Source organism: Anabaena sp. CCY 9910, from assembly GCF_963920875.1.
Lineage (GTDB): Bacteria > Cyanobacteriota > Cyanobacteriia > Cyanobacteriales > Nostocaceae > Trichormus > Trichormus variabilis.
Map to the genome: position 1 here is coordinate 76,477 of NZ_CAWUDJ010000028.1, position 16,933 is coordinate 93,409.

13 protein-coding genes are annotated in these 16,933 nt (G+C 42.7%); 9 read left to right on the plus strand and 4 right to left on the minus strand.

All coding sequences use genetic code 11. The annotated features are described in order from the left end of the window. Nucleotides 1–414: 414 nt before the first annotated feature. The 3 genes from ACM5QX_RS19600 (at nt 415) to ACM5QX_RS19610 (ending at nt 7,664) form a co-directional block, all read left to right on the plus strand. On the plus strand, nt 415–2,958 hold the full coding sequence (locus tag ACM5QX_RS19600) for a proteasome protein (protein WP_414755023.1): 2,544 nt from the start codon (nt 415–417) through the stop codon (nt 2,956–2,958). 50 nt (nt 2,959–3,008) lie between these two features. Continuing rightward, a complete protein-coding gene (locus ACM5QX_RS19605; protein WP_414755024.1) occupies nt 3,009–6,398 on the plus strand; it encodes a molecular chaperone in 3,390 nt (1,129 codons plus the stop codon). 171 nt (nt 6,399–6,569) lie between these two features. Beyond that, nucleotides 6,570–7,664: a hypothetical protein gene (locus tag ACM5QX_RS19610; protein WP_414755025.1), complete on the plus strand. Its 1,095-nt coding sequence runs from the start codon at nt 6,570–6,572 to the stop codon at nt 7,662–7,664. A 139-nt stretch (nt 7,665–7,803) separates the two neighbouring features. Here ACM5QX_RS19610 and ACM5QX_RS19615 read toward each other — a convergent pair whose 3' ends face one another. Continuing rightward, nucleotides 7,804–8,229: a DUF1772 domain-containing protein gene (locus tag ACM5QX_RS19615; RefSeq protein ID WP_414755026.1), complete on the minus strand. Its 426-nt coding sequence runs from the start codon at nt 8,227–8,229 to the stop codon at nt 7,804–7,806. A 187-nt stretch (nt 8,230–8,416) separates the two neighbouring features. After that, nucleotides 8,417–9,139 carry a cytochrome b/b6 domain-containing protein gene (locus tag ACM5QX_RS19620; protein ID WP_414755027.1) on the minus strand — a complete coding sequence of 241 codons (723 nt, stop codon included), beginning with the start codon at nt 9,137–9,139 and terminating at the stop codon, nt 8,417–8,419. A gap of 154 nt (nt 9,140–9,293) precedes the next feature. Between ACM5QX_RS19620 and ACM5QX_RS19625 the strand changes: the two genes are divergently transcribed. Further along, nucleotides 9,294–10,133, plus strand: coding sequence for a DNA adenine methylase (locus ACM5QX_RS19625; protein WP_414755028.1), 840 nt, complete (start codon nt 9,294–9,296; stop codon nt 10,131–10,133). Nucleotides 10,134–10,235: 102 nt separating this feature from the next. Next, the gene (gene trpD, locus ACM5QX_RS19630; protein ID WP_414755029.1) at nt 10,236–11,324 is read left to right on the plus strand and encodes an anthranilate phosphoribosyltransferase; all 1,089 of its coding nucleotides are present in this window, start codon (nt 10,236–10,238) and stop codon (nt 11,322–11,324) included. Here the strand turns inward: trpD and ACM5QX_RS19635 are convergent. Continuing rightward, nucleotides 11,254–12,306, minus strand: a complete 1,053-nt coding sequence (locus ACM5QX_RS19635; RefSeq protein ID WP_414755030.1) for a TIGR02281 family clan AA aspartic protease — start codon at nt 12,304–12,306, stop codon at nt 11,254–11,256. The genes trpD and ACM5QX_RS19635 overlap by 71 nt on opposite strands. A 396-nt stretch (nt 12,307–12,702) precedes the next feature. Between ACM5QX_RS19635 and carA the strand changes: the two genes are divergently transcribed. Together carA and ACM5QX_RS19645 are read left to right on the plus strand one after the other, a co-directional pair. After that, nucleotides 12,703–13,869: a glutamine-hydrolyzing carbamoyl-phosphate synthase small subunit gene (carA, locus tag ACM5QX_RS19640; RefSeq protein WP_414755031.1), complete on the plus strand. Its 1,167-nt coding sequence runs from the start codon at nt 12,703–12,705 to the stop codon at nt 13,867–13,869. A 147-nt stretch (nt 13,870–14,016) separates the two neighbouring features. Beyond that, the gene (locus tag ACM5QX_RS19645) at nt 14,017–14,418 is read left to right on the plus strand and encodes an STAS domain-containing protein (RefSeq protein ID WP_011321086.1); all 402 of its coding nucleotides are present in this window, start codon (nt 14,017–14,019) and stop codon (nt 14,416–14,418) included. 228 nt (nt 14,419–14,646) lie between these two features. On the opposite strand, the gene ACM5QX_RS19650 is transcribed toward ACM5QX_RS19645, so the two are convergent. Continuing rightward, nucleotides 14,647–14,859 carry a hypothetical protein gene (locus ACM5QX_RS19650; RefSeq protein WP_414755032.1) on the minus strand — a complete coding sequence of 71 codons (213 nt, stop codon included), beginning with the start codon at nt 14,857–14,859 and terminating at the stop codon, nt 14,647–14,649. A 339-nt stretch (nt 14,860–15,198) separates the two neighbouring features. On the opposite strand from ACM5QX_RS19650, the gene ACM5QX_RS19655 reads away from it, so the two are divergent. Beyond that, nucleotides 15,199–15,684 (plus strand): Mini-ribonuclease 3, encoded by a 486-nt coding sequence (locus ACM5QX_RS19655; protein ID WP_414755034.1) that lies wholly within the window; start codon nt 15,199–15,201, stop codon nt 15,682–15,684. A 98-nt stretch (nt 15,685–15,782) separates the two neighbouring features. Beyond that, entirely contained in the window at nt 15,783–16,766 is a 984-nt protein-coding gene (rlmB, locus tag ACM5QX_RS19660; protein WP_414755035.1) for a 23S rRNA (guanosine(2251)-2'-O)-methyltransferase RlmB, read from the plus strand. Nucleotides 16,767–16,933 lie beyond the last annotated feature (167 nt).

Below are 16,933 nucleotides of genomic sequence, written 5' to 3' on the forward strand. Positions count from 1 at the left end.
AAAAGCCGTAAAGATATAAAGAGTATTTTTATAGTTAATTGATAGTGAAAATACTGACTTGTTGTAAATTAATATTGCTGTGATTTTCTATATCACGTATATCAATCAAGAATTATTTAAATTGAATATTCAAAAATTCATCTTGGTTTTATAAATTCCTAGTCCCAATTATCAATTTATAAAAAAAGTTATTTGGTCAACAACCCACGTTACCGAAATGTACTAAAAATTACCCATATCTCTTTTTTCCAAAAATTAAACTCTCCACATCCTTCTACATCCTCGTGTGAGTAAATCACACCTTGGTTTAACCACGCCAAAGCAACTAATCAATAAGATGGCAAATAGGAAAGTGAAAAGATTTTTTTTGTGTTATAAAACTCACAGAAATTTATCTTAGCGGAAAGCTGCTCTATGGAGCCAGAAAAATTGGGACGTTTTAAAGAGTACGGCGAACTTATTCTGCAAAAATTAGATTTTGTTCCTCAATCTCCCTCCCAACAAGAAGATTGGGTTCCTGCTAGTCTGGATGATTGTCTTTTACGTCTACGGGAAGCTGCCCAAAAAACTGTAGAACTGGCTACATCGCCTGTAAAAATTGGGGTGATGGGAGAATTTAGTAGTGGTAAAACTCTCCTGTTGGGTAGCCTCATTGGCTATGCAGATGCTTTACCCATCAGCGAAAATCCCACTACAGGAAACGTCACCGCGATTCATCTCATCCCCCATCCAGGCTTTACTACTACCCAGGTAGGTAATTTCACGGTTGAGTATCTGACTCGCGAGGGGGTAAATGAGTGCTTACGCTTCATGTTAGGAGAAGCTAACCGCCGGACAATAGCCGCCGGACTTCCAGCAATGCAACCAGCAAAACTCAGTTCTGGGAAAGAAATTCTCGGTTGGTGTGAAGCCAGTTGGAAGAGTAGTAATAATTTAGAGTTGCGTTATATTTTGCGGGAGTTGGTGCTGTTTATCCGCGCCTATAGTTCCTACGGTGAGGCCTTGTGCGGTGGACGTTACGAAATTGACCCTGATTCCGCCCGTGAAGGTTTGCAATTAGCGGAACAGCCTTTGGCTATCCAAACTCTTAGCTTTGAAGATTTACCACCAGCCCATATTCGTTTACCGAGTCCACCGCAAAAGTTAGCCACTAAGTTATTACAGAATAGTTTCCCTTTAATTCGCCGTGTAGATATTGATGTGAAAATCTCTAGGGAAATTTGGGATATTACAGATGTTTCCGAATTTACTCTTTTGGATTTTCCAGGTTTGGGGGCGGCTAACTCTGGTGCTAGGGATACCTTCTTGTCATTGCGGGAATTGGCAGAAGTCCAGACAATTTTGGTATTACTTAATGGTAAATCGCCAGGGAGCGATCGCGCCAATAAAATTTTCACGATGATGCAGCAGCAGCGCCCAGGACAAGACCTGAAGGATTTGATTCTCGTGGGTGTGGGGCGATTTGACCAGTTACCGTTGGAAAGTGAAGGCGGGGAAAGACTACTCGACCAATTAATTGATGAGAGTCGAACGCCGCATTTAACAGCCGATAAAGTTTTACAGCAACTACGGGTTTTACAAACCACCATCGACGGCGCAAGTGCATTCACTACTAACAAAGACCGCATTGCTTTACTCTCCCCTCTGTTGGGATTGGCGGAACTAGCCAAGCGTTCCAGTACTATCAAAGCGGGTTCGCCAGAGTTTTTGGCTAACTTGGACTATCCCAATTACTTGGAGAGGTCAAAACAGTTGCAGCAAAAGTGGGGATATTTGAGCGATCGCCTGCTAGAATCAGATCCACGCAGTCATTTAAGTCGTAAGTTAGGTTACTTTGCTCAAGACGGGGGTATCGCCAAGCTACGGGAATTGATGCAGAATCACGTTGCGACTCACGGACTTAAGCAACTGTATGAGGATACTAGCCGCGCCGCCGATAATTTGCGGCAACAACAGGATAACCTCAAAGGTATCATCGCCGAAATTCATGAGCAAGGCATCCCCACAGGCGATAGTCAGGCTTTAATTGATTTGCGGACTGCGTTAGAAAATTTAGATAAAACTTATCGCAACTTTCAAAAAGATTTAGGTAAAGAACCACTCAAAGACCGTCGGGGAACTGTGGTTAGTGATGTGGTGAAAGATGAATTGACCTTTAGGGTTTTGAGTTGGAATCATTGGACTTTGTTATTTAACAAAGCGAATAATGGCACAATCACCATTACAGAATCGAAGGGTGCAGCCGGGAAGTTATTTGACAGAGGAAATAGAACCAATACCAGTATCCCTACCAAGAGTGATGATTTTTATCCAGCCTTCGAAAAGACTGTCAAAGAAGTAGAAGAATTTGCGCGCGATCGCATCCGCCAAGCAGTAGTAGACTTACTAAGTAAATTATCCCAACAAATCGCCCCAGAACGGGAACGTTTGCAAGCACTCCTCAACCCCGAAATAGAACAAGAGATTGAAGCTAAATTTGGTGGGGAAGAAGCTGATTTATTTTACCAATTGTTGTTAGGTAGTGACCCGACCCAATGGCAGGCAGCAATCATATCAGAAATTAATCATCAAGAAAAATTCCTCACTCCAGAAATTATGTTTCCTCTGGCGCGTCAGGATGAAAAACATGATATTGGTCAAATTTTTGATTGGTCGCCGGAAAAATCACAAACTTTATCTAAGTCCAGCAATCATCAAATGTTTGTGTTACGACTCCGCGATGAAATTACTGCTAGTGCTAGCTTACATCTGGTGCAATATGTTAGTGAAGTGAATCAAAGAGTCAATGCCGAATTAGATGGAATTTTAGATCAAATTATTCCCACCTTACAAAATATATCCAAAAAAGATGGCTTGCTGAGGTTTATTGCTGCTGGTGATACCCAATCTTCTGGTGCAGTTCCAGCTTGGTTACAAAATCTCTCGGAAATTGCCGATTTAGCAGTCAAATATCAGTAATTAGTAATTAGTAGCCTCCACTAATTACGACTGCATAGGAAACCGAAAAAATGCCTGTAAAAATTCAGCTTGCACCACGCTTTCAGATGCGGGTTAATGAAAAAAAATATCTGGAACTTCCCACCGTTCAATTAATTGGTACTGGGAACAACGTCCCCCATATTTCCCGCATAACCTGCACTGTAAAGGGCGCATCAAATGAATTGGCATTAAAAATAGAAAAATCCTATAGACAATTTGAATCTGCTACGCCAAAAATTTCGCAAATTGGGCAATTAGAACAATATCCTTGTAAACTAGAGCAAACTTTAACACAAGCCATCAACTGTAATTTACAAGTAATTGTTGAATATTTCGATTCTGATTTATCCGGAAATCCCCTGCTATCTGCACGCAAAAAAATAGCAGCTTATTGTCATCTGTGGTCACTACCTATGAAACCAACAACACAACCAGACAACCCCCAAGAAATACGTAATAATTATGAAAAACAACCTGATGTTAAACAACGCAAAAGATTCCCTGGCTGGTTTGCTTTAGACTTCGGCACATCCAATTCTACGGTGACACTTTTTGACCCCATTGAAGTGCCAATTGCCGAAGTTTTACCGAGAGAACAAGAATTAAGATTACGCGATCGCCTATCACAATGGTTAAGTTCTCCGGCTGCTATGGCTTTACCAGAAGCAAGCGCTGGTGAATGGGAGAAGTTTATCATCGATATTAGTAAAAATTTAGAAGTTACACCTAGTAACTTACATGAAGTTTTTCAAACAGATAATAGAGACAGATTTTTAGAAGCGATTCGCCAAATAGAATTATGTTTAGGAAATAGTGATAGATTTCGTCACGCTATTAGCAGAAAATTATATAATATCTACCATGAAGTTTTTCGCGTACCTACCTTAGAATCACAAAATCTCATTCCCGTAGTTTTAGATATCGACCGTCGAGATACAGAAATCCCCAGCGAGTTAGAAATCTCCAGTTTGACAGATTTAAATATTCGCATGGGTAGGGAAGCAAGAGACAATCGCAAAAAGGCGATCGCTCAAGGAACTAGCAGTTCTCTAAAGGAAATTATCAGCAGATTTCACCATTCACCCAAACGTTATTTTGGACAACAGCGTGATTTCTCAATCATTTTAGATGGTGCAGAAGAAACCATAAATGTTAACCAACTTGTACAAGCCGCTTGGTCACATTTAATTGATTTAACCGAAGATTATCGCCAACGCGCTAGACGTAGATTTTCCGACGGGGAATTTTTAACCGCAGTTGTCACCTACCCCACAGTTGCGCCGCCAGTAGTGCGGAAAGAAGTCAAAGAATTAGTTGAACAATTAGGCATCGATGATGTACAAACCGCCTATGATGAAGCGGTATCTGTAGCTATCTTCTTTTTATGGCGTGAGTTTGGTGGTAATCTCAACATTGGTATTGAGTCCTTTAAAACTCGTTGCCGTCAAGAGAAAAATAAATGGTCACAAAACGTTCTCGTTTTAGATATCGGTGGTGGAACCACAGACTTAGCTTTAATTGAACTCACCCTAGAAGATAAAACCCCATTCTTTAGTAGTAATGAAGATAGAGGCTTAGGGGGACGTTACTATAAACTCACCCCAAAACTGTTGGGTTCCTCTGGACATTTACAACTGGGTGGCGAGTTAATTACCTTGCGCGTGTATCGGTTGTTAAAAGTGGCGATCGCTGATACTTTACTCACAGCAATTAGCCTTGGTAAAATCGAAAGCGACAAACTAGAAGATTTAATTAGCTCGGAATTAAACGAACGCTTCTTAGAAAAAGGCAAATTCAAAAGCGGCAGTTTACTAAAATGTTTAGATAAAGAAAATCCTGAAGGTGACGCTGCTTATAAAGATGCCTTAGATACAGCCGAGAAAGTCATTCCCACCCGTTGGCAACAAGCACCCCAACGCCTGCAAACCTTCTATACTTTATGGGATCATGCAGAAGCAGCCAAACTCAAATTAGGGCAGAAAACACACGATGATGGTTCTCCCCTCACCTTTACCCTGTCTGAACAACAGATAGCAGAACTACTTACCCAAAGCGCCATCAAATTCCAAGTCAAAGAATTAGATACTCTCCACGTCACCTTAGACAACCAACAATTTGAACGCACCGCCGCCTCAGCCATTAAAGAAGCTATAGGGATAGCTAAAGGCTTGATGGAAAGCCGTTTACGTTCCGAAGATAACAATATAGACCCCTGGAACACCCATAAAGTTGATTGGTTAATTCTCTCCGGTAAAACTTGCAATCTCGACCTAGTACAGCGCCAAATCTACCAAGAATTTAGCAACTCTCCCCATTTCGTCTGGAATCCCGAACGCATCACCTTTGTTTTGGAATATACCAAACTAGCCACCTCCGCCGGTGCTTGCTACGCCGAGAAACTGCGGAGATTAAGATTTGACCCCGAAGAATCCAAAGGTCTGCTACGTAAAGGCGCTAACCAATTAGAAATAGATGTCAAAAACCTCTTTTATTACCTTCCTTGCAACTTCAAACGCAAAACCCAAAGCAACGACCTATTAACAGTATTCAAAGCTGGACAAGAACTATACCAACTCACACCAGGGGAAAACGTCGCCAAAGTCCGTACAGAATGGCAAGGGATACAGTTAACCAACATCATTTACCGCCAAGACTACGAAGACGGAGACTTACGCCTGTGGGGTAGCTTCGACGGCAAAAACCTCATGGAAAAATTAGCAATGGAGGAAGGGGAATTTCTGCGAAAAATCAAAGTCCAGTTTGAGATAGACCAAACCCTACAATTTAACGTCCTCCTGTGTCAAGGAAACCCCCATTATCTGATTGATGTTCCTGGTATTGATGTCAATTCAGCTATCTCAGCCGTATCCAATACATCCACCCTATTTACTGGCGGTAATTTGAAGTGGAACATCGCCGTTGAACGTCCAGATAAAGATTTAAATGATGGTGATATTGCCGTCAATGTAATTGAATCAGCCACTGTAGATCAACCAGATGCTTATCATTTAGTCTTTGAAATAGACAGAAATAACCACAAATCCCTGCAAACCTTCCATTATCTCCACGATGGTTCACCCCAACCAGGCGCAGGCTTAATTAGTAACCCCCTTCCCCCCTTCCCCCAAACCGGACAACACACTTTTTATGTTTACCAAACCGATACCGCAACCAACACCAAAAAATGGATACGTATAGGCGCACTCCGCAAACCAGATGTCAACACAGACTATCCTTGCCAATACCGCGTAACCCTTGACAATCGAGGAATTTTACGCATCCACGCTGGTGATGTACCTTACTGGGAATCCACAAGCGCAGAATGTCTCCAACAGGAAGGCTGTGTTTACTGTGCTGAATTGGATTTGCAACCTAATGAGGTGGATAAGGAACGTGACCCTTTTTGTGGAATACATTAAACGCAGAGGGACGCGGAGGTAAGCGCGGTGAACCAGCGTTGTAGGAGGGTTTCCCTCCGTAGACGACTGGTGAACCCGTTGGCGTAGCCTCTCGAAGAGAAGGGAGGTAAGCGGAGAGTTATACAAAATTTCTCTCTGCGTCTGTGCGTGAGATAAAAAAAGGAAATAATAATGCAGCACCTACATCAGCTACTAACAACGAAAAACTCAGAATTAGCCCGGCTATTGCGGTTTAGCCTGCATGGAATAGAAGCTTCCCTGAAAAAAGCCCAAGCAGAATTTCCGCAAGACCCAGGCGCAAAGGTATGTGATGAAGTGCTGCAAGAACTGCGCCATCTTCTACAGCCAGAACAACAGGCTATAGCTATCATCCAGCCACCAGATGAATTCAAGCTAAATTCCCTGCGAGAGGCTTTTGATTCTGACTCAGAACTCGGTTTATATCTGGGAGATTCTTTGTTACAAAGTTATACAGATGCCGATTTATGGAACGAAATTCACCGCAAATTATTACGAGTTCCTGAAGGTTTGGCTCAAATTTGGCGACAAAAAGCTCTAGATTGGGCCCAAGAAATGGGCGCAGTAGCAAATAATGAATATGTCTACCACCTGCCTTTCATCCGCAATGAAATTATTTACCCTGGCTTGAGTGGTAGCATCAATGCTCAAGGTTTATGTTTATCACAAAAAGCATTTTTTCACAATAATATTATTCAAAATGATGCCTCAGAGGAAATACATTTATTAGCTAGCTTCTTACTTTTATGGAGTAAATTTATAGAGATAGAACCAGATTTACATCATGCCCTAAAAAGCGTTTTTAGTTTCGATGTTATTCCTTTACATTCTCAGCCAGAGCAACAAAATCAATATATAGATACCTTTATAGATCGCTTTCAACGCACAAGAAAAGCCGAGGAAATTGCCGAACCCTTGTTAACTCTACGCGCTTGGATTGACATGGATGAAGCAATCAATTCTTTAGTATTTGTCCCACCATCTGAGCGTTATTCCTGGTGGGGCAAACTACAGCAAGAATCAAGACGCGCCCTAAAAAAAGTAGCGGATAGAGCCATAAATGCAGGTTATGACGTGCGGATTCGCCAGCTAACAGGAATTTACGCTGATATTTGTGCTTTTTCTAAAGATGATTTACAACTCGACTGTGGTGGTATTCCTGGGGAAGTTTTAACTTGTTTGCGAGTCTATGCACGGATTAATCAAGAGGAAATCCCTGGTCGTGTTATCTTTCGTTCGTCAAGGTAGAACAGGTAGGGGGAATCAATTCAAAATATCCTACGGGTACTCTGCGAGAACGCCTTTGGCGAACGCGGTAGCGTTCCGCAGGAAAGGCTTGCGCTACAAAATTAAGAAATAATGGCTTCTCACTCCCCTATCCCCTATCTCAATAGCGGAGTGCGATGGTGAGCAATGCTGATGCTGCAAGTGCTGCGGCTGTGCGAATGTGGTTCCAGAATGTCCAGTTAGTCAGGTAGCTAGTCCAAAGTTTCACCCCATCAGTGCTATCTGGATTGGCGATCGCCAGCGCTTTGTTTAGCGGTACATTAAATATGATGGTCACGCCGAATGTACCAAAAATATAGAGTAGACTACCAGCAAGCAAATAGACAGCACTGGGTTGATGCCTGTTTAACAGTAAAGAAATTAAAAGAATCATGCACGCCACGCCTGTTCCCAGAAACGCTGTCATAAACAATGGGTTAATCACTGTAATATTAATGGACTGCATAGCGGCAATGCCCTGCGTGGGTTGAAGTCTGGCAAGAGCATTCATGACGAAGGTGGAGAAAGCGAAGAAGACTCCAGCCATCAGCCCGCAGCCTAGTATTGCAAAAAGCTTCAGTATGAAAAACGAGTTGTCAACAGTTGCCATAAAGCCTTTATCTCACCAATCGGTTTTTAAATATTGCAGCGATGCTCTACGACCGACCGTCGAGCATCGCTTTTCTAGACTTATACTATTTTGAATATTTCTGCATATCCTGATTAAGTACTCACTACTCACCAGAGAAAAATAACGGTAAAACTAGCGCGGCAAAAATTCCCACTAGCACAATTATTTCAATTACCCTCAAAGGGAAATTATTCTGCACGAAATTATTAATTTCATCGCTAAAATTAGCTGATAAATTACTCAACCAATTTTGCAAACGACCAGACCATTTTGTCGGGCTATCTTCTGGGCGTACCTGCCAAGAAAATATGGAAAGTAATAACGGCACACCACCCACTTTACTAGACATTAAAATGTGAATTGCTAAACAGGCAACAATGACAAGCCAACCAATTAAATGCAGGTAGTACCAAGCATGATTTAACTCTCCTGTAGGAAGCCATTCTTCTTTCATCATTCTGCCAGACAAAACAGCTAAAACCGCCGCAATCAACATAAGTGTGTTGGCAATTCTTTGTAAGCTCACCCACCAAATTGGTCTACCAAATTGAGTTAAGTTTTGTAAAGAATCTTGTTGTAATAACTTGCGGTTTCCTGCATGAAAGCTATAGAGGGCTAACGCCGGGAACACAAAGAAGAAAAAGACTGCAAATGTGCCGTGAATGTCTATACTTTCCCCGATGCGGGGGATGGGCAACTTGCCAAATCTACCATCGAAAGTATTGTAAACTAAAAAACCTGTAATGATGGCGGCGATCGCTAAAATTCCACTCACACCATGAAGAATCTTTAACAACAAAGGCTGATAAGGTGCAGAACGGGACATGGTTATAATCTTGGTAGTAATTTTCAGCAGTATTCCAGAAATATTATTAGATATTAGCTTGCTTATCATCAATAGCTAAACAAATTAATAATTCAACGCCAATAAACGCTGATATATGCTGCGATTAGAATAAAGATTTATATTTTGTCAATTTATGCTCAAAAGCCCACTCCGATATCCAGGCGGTAAATCAAAAGCTATAAAGCAAATAATTGAATACCTACCTGCAAGCTTTCATGAATATCGGGAACCATTTGTAGGTGGTGGTTCTGTATTTATTTACTTAAAGCAAAAGTTTCCTAAGTTAAAAATTTGGATTAATGATTTAAATACTGAATTATTTCTATTCTGGAGATTAGCCCAATCTAATTTACCTGAGCTAGTGCAAGAAATACGCCGAGTTAAAGATAGATATCAAGATGGTAAATCACTGTTTTTGGAATTAACCACAGTCGATGTTACTAGTCTGTCTGACTTCGACAGAGCAGTAAGATTTTTTATCCTCAACAGAATTACCTTCTCTGGTACTGTAGAATCAGGTGGTTTCTCCCAACAAGCTTTTCAAAAAAGGTTTACTTACTCTTCAATAGAACGATTAGAGAAATTAGAAAATATACTAACTGAAGATATAAAGATTACTAATTTAGACTACAGTCAACTATTGAATCGTGAACAGAATGATATATTTATATTCTTAGATCCGCCATATTTTAGTGCTACAAAATCTAGATTATATGGTAAAGATGGTAATTTACATACATCATTTGAACATCAGCGATTTGCTGAGTTATTGCAACAATGTCCTCATCGTTGGCTAATTACCTACGACAATTCACCGGAAATCCGAGCTAATTTTTCATCTGCTTATATATACGAATGGGAGTTGCAATATGGCATGAATAACTATAAACAAAGCGGTGCTGCCAAGGGACAAGAGTTATTTATTAGCAACTATGAAATCAAACATAATTCCCATAAAATGGCAAAAAATTAACAGAATTTACAGTTAGAACTTAATATTTCAACCTCGCTTTGACGACAGTCAATTTTTCGGTAGGATAACTGCCATGCCTCTCAACGTACACAAACTTGAGTTATGACAACTTCCCCAATCCCTACCCAAGAATTTTCTACTAGTTGGTATCTTCTACTGCAACAATTAATAGATGGTGAATCTTTAAGTCGATCGCAAGCTGCTGAATTGATGCAAGGTTGGCTTAGTGAAGCCGTACCTCCAGAGTTATCAGGAGCAATCTTAACAGCACTCAATTTTAAAGGCGTTTCTGCCGATGAGTTGACTGGTATGGCTGAAGTACTACAATCTCAATCGAAAATGGGGACTGGGGAAAATTCTTCCCAATTACCCATTACCAATTACCAATTCCCCATAATCGATACTTGTGGTACTGGTGGCGATGGGTCATCAACTTTTAACATTTCTACTGCTGTGGCGTTTGTGGCGGCTGCTTATGGTGTACCTGTTGCCAAGCATGGTAATCGTTCGGCTTCGAGTTTGACGGGTAGTGCTGATGTTTTAGAAGCTTTGGGCGTTAACTTGGGTGCTTCTAGTGAAAAAGTACAAGCTGCACTGCAAGAAGTCGGGATCACATTTTTGTTTGCTCCCGGTTGGCATCCTGCATTAAAAGCGGTGGCTACTTTGCGACGGACTTTAAGAATCCGCACGGTGTTTAATTTGCTGGGGCCGTTGGTCAATCCTTTGCGTCCCACTGGACAAGTGGTGGGGTTATTTACTCCCAAACTTTTGACAACTGTTGCCCAAGCTTTAGATAATTTGGGTAAGCAAAAGGCGATCGTCTTACATGGACGAGAAAGGCTGGATGAGGCTGGGTTGGGTGATTTAACTGACTTAGCGGTATTATCTGATGGTAAGCTACAGTTAACTACGATCAATCCCCAGGAAGTGGGTGTGACACCTGCTCCTATTGGCGCACTCCGGGGTGGAAATGTACAAGAAAATGCGGAGATTCTCAAAGCTGTATTGCAAGGACAAGGAACCCAAGCACAACAAGACGCTGTAGCTTTAAACGCGGCTTTGGCGCTACAGGTGGCGGGTGCAGTCCCATTATTAGACCATGCCAAAGGTGTGAGTGTAGCTAAGGAGATCCTACAGACTGGTACTGCTTGGGCAAAATTGGAACAATTGGTACACTTTCTGAAGAGTTAGCTTCTGAGTGCGATTGGCGGCGAAATTCTACGACATTGCGCTTAATAGTGACATCATAATTGCCAAAAAAGTCATGTCCTAAAAGCCCGGTTTCGAGTTCCGCCCCAGCGATCGCTACTGGTACTCTATTTACTATCACCCCTCCCACTGCCATCGAATCTACATAACCAATGGGAAACTCTACACCCTTAGAACTAGCGGTGTTAGCCTTGGCCTTACCCACAGTAACAACTCTCAAAGCATTTGCCATCTGTTGAGTGATGACAGTACCACTGGCTCCAGTATCCACAATCATGTCAAATTGTTGCTGACCGTTAAAAGTCACCGTCACAATTGGTGTACCCCCAATTCGTCGTTTAATTGGGGCGACAAAAACATCTTGTTCCGAGGTCAGTGCTGTGGATATCGGAAAATCTACTTGTTCTGTTGACAGTTTTGCGCTTCCAGGCGGTGGGACAGGGATAACAAACTGGGGTGAGCTAGATTGTTGGGGCGTAGCTGCCACTACCCTGGGAGTCGGTCTTGTAGGCAATGGTCGGGCGACAGTATTAGCTTGGCGTACAGCGTACTTCATCTGACGTTGATACTCAGAAATTTTAGTTTGAGCGATCGCAAACTCAGGACTTTGCTTTTCAACTTTTTTCATCAGAGCGATCGCATCATGGAACTGACTCGCCACCAAATACCAATCATCAGGTGATTGTGCCGATTGACTAATACTCACAGCACCAGCCGCCTTATCTAACCCCATCTCAAAGGAACTCGGCTCCATAGGCGATGGTGGCAAATCTGTTGACTCCGGAATATTTGGTGCTACTTGTGGTTCATCAGCAACTGGTACTGGTAAATCCTCTGTCACCACAGATTGTTGATTACGAAGAATAGCCGTTTTTTGTTTGCCTCCGCTACAAGCAACACTTAAAAAGGCGATCATACTAGACAAACAAATCAGGACTGCGCGAGATAAAAAGGGCTGAAGCATAATTAATTTTAATCTTACCTGTTCCAGCGAAGGCATCCAAATGTGGGGACTAGGGAATTATGAATCAGATATTTTTCTTTTACACACGCCAGTTTGCACCCTGCGGGTTCCGCTTTAGCGGTACAAGTCGGGAGACCCGACAACGCAACTGGTTCCCCTGCACCCCCATACCCTTATCCCCCTCCCAAATAGAGCTATCTTGATTTTAAGTTTTAATTAATTTCCTGGCGAACGTGTAATTCACAAACTCATGGGATAATTAACACTCGCAGTGTGGGTATTAGGGACTAACGACTGAAAAAATCTCAACGATCACAAAGCAACGGAGAAAAAAATTTCTCCAATTCTCAGTCCCCAATCCCCAATCTCCCCAGTCCCCATCCTAATTCATCGCTTATGCCCCTGTCTGACGCAATACCTGCTCTCCTTGTCTTGGCAGATGGAACTGCTTACCGTGGTTGGTCTTTCGGTGCGACGGGAACCACCATTGGCGAAGTCGTCTTCAACACCGGTATGACTGGCTATCAAGAAGTATTGACTGACCCTAGTTACTGCGGACAGATTGTCGTGTTTACCTATCCCGAATTGGGGAATACAGGCGTTAATCCTGAAGACGAAGAATCAGCACGTCCCCAAGTGCGGGGTGCGATCGCCCGAAATATTTGTCATAAACCGAGTAACTGGCGATCGGCACAATCCTTACCCGACTACCTCAAACAGCACCAAATCCCCGGTATTTTTGGTATAGATACCCGCGCCCTCACTCGCAAAATTCGGATGTACGGAGCCATGAACGGCGGCATCTCCACAGAAATTTTGGATGAAGCGGAGTTGTTAGAACAGGTACAAGCAGCTCCCAACATGGCAGGTTTAAATCTAGTCCGGGAAGTTACCACCTCTACAGTTTACGAATGGTCAGATCCTACAACAGCAGTTTGGGAATTTAACCCAGAGGGTACAGTAAATAATGGGGAATCCTTGACAGTTGTCGCCCTAGATTTTGGTGTTAAACGCAATATATTACGTCGTTTAGCCAGTTATGGTTGCCGAGTCATTGTTGTACCTGCCGATACATCACCAGAAGAAATCCTCAAATACAATCCAGATGGTATTTTCCTCTCGAACGGCCCTGGCGACCCCTCGGCAGTTACAGAAGGTATTACCACAGCCAAAGCATTGCTCCAAAGTGAAAAACCCATTTTCGGTATTTGTATGGGACACCAAATTTTGGGTCACGCCCTGGGAGCAGAAACCTTTAAGCTGAAATTTGGACATCGGGGTTTAAATCAACCAGCAGGTTTACAACAACGGGTAGAAATCACCAGCCAAAACCACAGCTTTGCCATTGACCCAGATTCTTTACCTGAGGCAGTTGTGGAAATCAGCCACCTCAATTTAAACGATCGCACTGTTGCCGGTCTGCGCCACAAATCTCTACCTATCTTCTCAGTGCAGTACCACCCAGAAGCCAGCCCTGGCCCTCACGATGCTGATTACTTGTTTGCTCAGTTTGTTCATCAAATGCGGACAACAAAACAAGCCACTACAGCAGAAGTGAGTTAAAAAGGGATTGGGGATTGGAGACAAGGAAATACAGAGGAACCGGGAACAAGGGAAAAGAAATTTATCTAACACCCAATACCCAATACCCAGTACCCGATCCCCATACCCCAGTAGGTTGTAGACAACACGCCCAAAAACCATCTATACTTGAGCGTTCACTTTAACGACGAGGAGGGAATTATTGCTGAACCACTAAATCTAACCGTAAGCCTGAGAGGTACTCGTGAAGTCCGCGATAACTATCAGCTATTCCGCCTCACAGGTCTGTTAGATGCCTTTTCTGAGCCGACGTTTCGCAAGGTACTTGGCGGCAAAATTGATGAAGGCCCAAAGCATATTATTCTGGATCTTTCGCAAATTGACTTTGTTGACAGTTCCGGCTTGGGCGCTCTGGTGCAGCTAGCCAAGCAAGCTCAAACGGCCGAAGGAACCTTGCAAATTGTCACCAATGCACGCGTTACTCAAACTGTCAAGCTCGTTCGCTTAGAGAAGTTTCTCTCACTGCAATCCACAGTTGACGCAGCTGTAGAAAACATCAAGGGTGCTTGACCTCATAGAGAGATTAAGCTATCCGATATTTTTCGGCATAGCTTAATTTATAGAAAGGTTGGCGAAAAACCTCTCTCTGTCTGGGAGAGGTAAAAAAGCCAACGATGAATCAATTCAAAATTCAAAATTCAAAATTCAAAATTAAATACAGCTAGACACCTGGGAGGGTCGATCTCGTGGGAGGTGAATGCAGCCACAGGTGTGGTATAAAACGCCGATTGTACTGCCTTAGCTTGCTTCTTTGCATGAGTTTTCAGGCTTGAGAGACTTGGCATTGAGTTTTTTACCTACCCTGAGAAATAAGGATTTTTGCTCTGATGAGACGCTACGCGATCGCTCACTAGGGGTGAAGTTTTGTTGGCGTACTTCTTCGAGGAAGCAAGCTACAGGGTAGCGTCTCGTAGAGAAGCCTTTCCTGCGGAACGCTACCGCGTTCGCCAAAGGCGTTCCCGCAGAGTAGCCGTATGGTATTTAGATTTTTTTATACAAGGCTTTCAAGTCTGTCAACAGACAACCGTCAGCCGTCAACAGCTATCTTTAGCTATAGCAAACTAACCAATAAAAAGATATATTAGGAAATGATTTTTATCGCACTGAATTCAGCTAGGTGTAGCAACATGGCGTAGTAGAATCTCAGCCTTTTGATAGATGCCTTATAAATGTAGTAAAGTATAAAGGCAATTATAGATACCTTTTGAAATTAAAAAACTGCCAAAACTAGGCATCTAAAATTTTTTATCTTTGCTTTTTAATATTACCCCGTGAAGGAATGATGAATTTGTGAAGTCCCAGGAGGAAGAGTTACTAGATAAACAAGGTGAAGACCTTAAGCCAGATTCATCTTGGAATCAATCACTCTTGGCAACCACTGCGCCATTAATTCAAAATATCTCCCAGACACAATTGCAGCAGATTTCTCCTGCGGCTTTGGCTTATGTAGGGGATGCAATTTATGAACTTTATGTTAGAATGTTTTACCTGCTACCACTACAGCGATCAGATGCTTACCATCGTTTAGTAGTAGCACAAGTAAGAGCAGAAACACAGGCGCTACATTTGCGATCGCTGACTCCTTACCTGAGGGCAAGTGAATTAGAAATTGTCCGCCGAGGCCGTAATGCTGCCGCAGGTCGTCCCAAACGAGTTGATCCCAAAATATATCAACAAGCCACAAGTCTTGAAGCTTTAATAGGCTACCTTTATATCACCGATTTCCCACGTTTAACCGAACTGTTACAGAAAATCCATCTAGAGAAAGAAGAATAATTTAACTACTCAATCTCAGCGATCGGAAGCTTTTTAAGTTTAGGTTCAGTACATACAGGAATCGGACTGTCTACCCATGCGCCATACGCCAAAATTTTATGACTAACAAACCTAAAAAAATCAAGACTACCAGCGAAGCAAATCGCGGACAACCAGTAAAACTCAAGGGTAAGCGTGTCATAGCTAATCCTATTCGTAGTCACAGAAATGGAGAGAGCAATCCTACTAGCTCTAACAGCAGCTCACGGCCTCCGCGTCCACGCCGTCAATTTTCTGATGCAGCACCTATTCCCAAAGTCAAAGAAGAGAACGAAAGCGACATTATTTATGGTCGTCATCCAGTACTGAGTGCGCTGGAAAATCAACGTGGACTCAACCGCATCTGGGTAACTCCTCGACTGCGTTACGATCCCCGGTTTCATAATTTGATTCTCCAAGCCAAGGAAAATGGCGCGGTTATAGACGAAGTAGAACCCAAACGCTTAGACCAAATCACTGACCAAGCTAATCACCAAGGCATAGCTGCACAGATCGCCCCCTACTCATATATTGAGTTTTATGAACTAATTGCCCAAGCTAAGTCTGTCACCGATCCCGTTATTATCGTCGCTGATGGCATCACCGATCCCCATAATTTAGGGGCAATTATTCGGACAGCCGAAGCAATTGGCGCTCAAGGCTTGGTTATTCCCCAAAGAAGAGCATCCGGGATCACCTCTACAGTTGTGAAAGTAGCAGCAGGGGCTTTAGAAAATTTTCCTGTAGCAAGGGTAGTTAATCTCAGCAGGGCTTTAGAAGATTTAAAAGAGGCGGGCTTCTGGATTTATGGAACTGCTGCTGGAGGTAGCGAACCTCTGCACACAGTCAGTTTCCGGGGACCCATTGTTTTGGTCATCGGCTCGGAAGGCGAAGGCTTGAGTATGTTAACTCAGCGCTCATGTGATGTTTTGGTATCAATTCCCCTGATGGGTAAGACCCCTAGTCTGAATGCCTCAGTTGCCGCAGGAATGGCGCTTTATGAGATTTTCCGCCAAAGATCGCTCAACACTTTGTACCTAGATAAATTACAAAAGCCTCTATGAAAATAATCAGTAAAAGAGTATAAAGAAATGTAACAACAAAAAATAGCAATCTCTATTGCTGAACATTCAGTACCACTTTGATCAATTGGCGACAACCATGAAAACAATTTGGCTTCAAGGGGCGACAAGCAACCTAAAGTGCTTGCTGTATAAGCTTCATAGCCCTT